Annotated in this window: 1 other RNA gene; it reads left to right on the top strand. The window is 49.1% G+C overall.

Going from position 1 to position 326, the window contains the following annotated elements:
• Positions 1 to 309, top strand: an RNA gene (rnpB, locus tag FE851_RS25925) — RNase P RNA component class B; the annotation flags it as partial.
• Between the last annotated feature and the right edge of the window lie 17 nt (positions 310 to 326).

Raw genomic sequence — 326 nt, 5'->3', positions numbered from 1 at the left:
TTATGGAAGCAGAGGAAAGTCCATGCTCGCACGGTGCTGTGATGCCCGTAGTGATCGTGCCTGGTCAAACAATAAGCCAGGGCATTCCGGATTTCCGGTTTGACGGCAGGTGAATGACCTAAGTCTTCGGATATGGTCTTATAACCTTGAAGGTGCCACAGTGACGAAGTTCCGGCAGAAATGCTCGGAAGTGGAACGAGGTAAACCCCACGAGCGAGAAACTCAAACTTATGGTAGGGGCACTTTTCCCGAGGAATCAAGAACAAGGGACGAGGCGCAAATGTATTTTTGCGCAGATAGATGGTTATCTCTTTACTATTACCCTG

This window comes from Sphingobium sp. B2, assembly GCF_007693735.1.
GTDB lineage: Bacteria > Pseudomonadota > Alphaproteobacteria > Sphingomonadales > Sphingomonadaceae > Sphingobium > Sphingobium xenophagum.
This window is presented reverse-complemented; position numbering and strand designations above follow the sequence as displayed.